General features: G+C 45.7%; 1 protein-coding gene. It reads right to left on the bottom strand.

Annotated elements, in window-relative coordinates:
- Positions 1-4 precede the first annotated feature (4 nt).
- The coding region (locus UQ64_RS31460; protein WP_342447619.1) for an HTH domain-containing protein at positions 5-431 on the bottom strand (427 nt) is incomplete at its 5' end.

The raw sequence follows: 431 nt of genomic DNA on the forward strand, positions 1-431 counted from the left end.
GGGGTCAATGTTTCCTCTGCATCTTCTGCTTTTCGAGCGCCTCCAGCTTTTTTAAGAAGTCGTTCTCCATCTCCAGAAGTTTGATTCGTACTTCTGCACGTTTTAACTTTTCCTCGGTAGAAAGTTCCCCTGCCGGTCGTCTGCCCGGGGATCCTTTTCCTCGTTGTTCCTCTAATAGTCCAACCTCTCCCATAGCATTGTACGTATTACGCCAACGGGTTAGGCAATGCTTAGGCTTCTTGCGACCGATAATATCTACGTTAAATCCCGCGCTAAGGAAGATCTCCATTGGGGCTTGGCCTTCCTTATAGGCCTTAACCGCAGCCAACTTAAACGTTGGTGAATAGGTAATACTCTTTTCCGTCACGTTCTCTACATTTGGATTGTTCTCTAGTTGTTTGATCTCATTTTCGTTGAATATCCTTGAGCTT

The organism is Paenibacillus etheri, from assembly GCF_001012825.1.
Taxonomy (GTDB): Bacteria; Bacillota; Bacilli; order Paenibacillales; family Paenibacillaceae; genus Paenibacillus_AQ; species Paenibacillus_AQ etheri.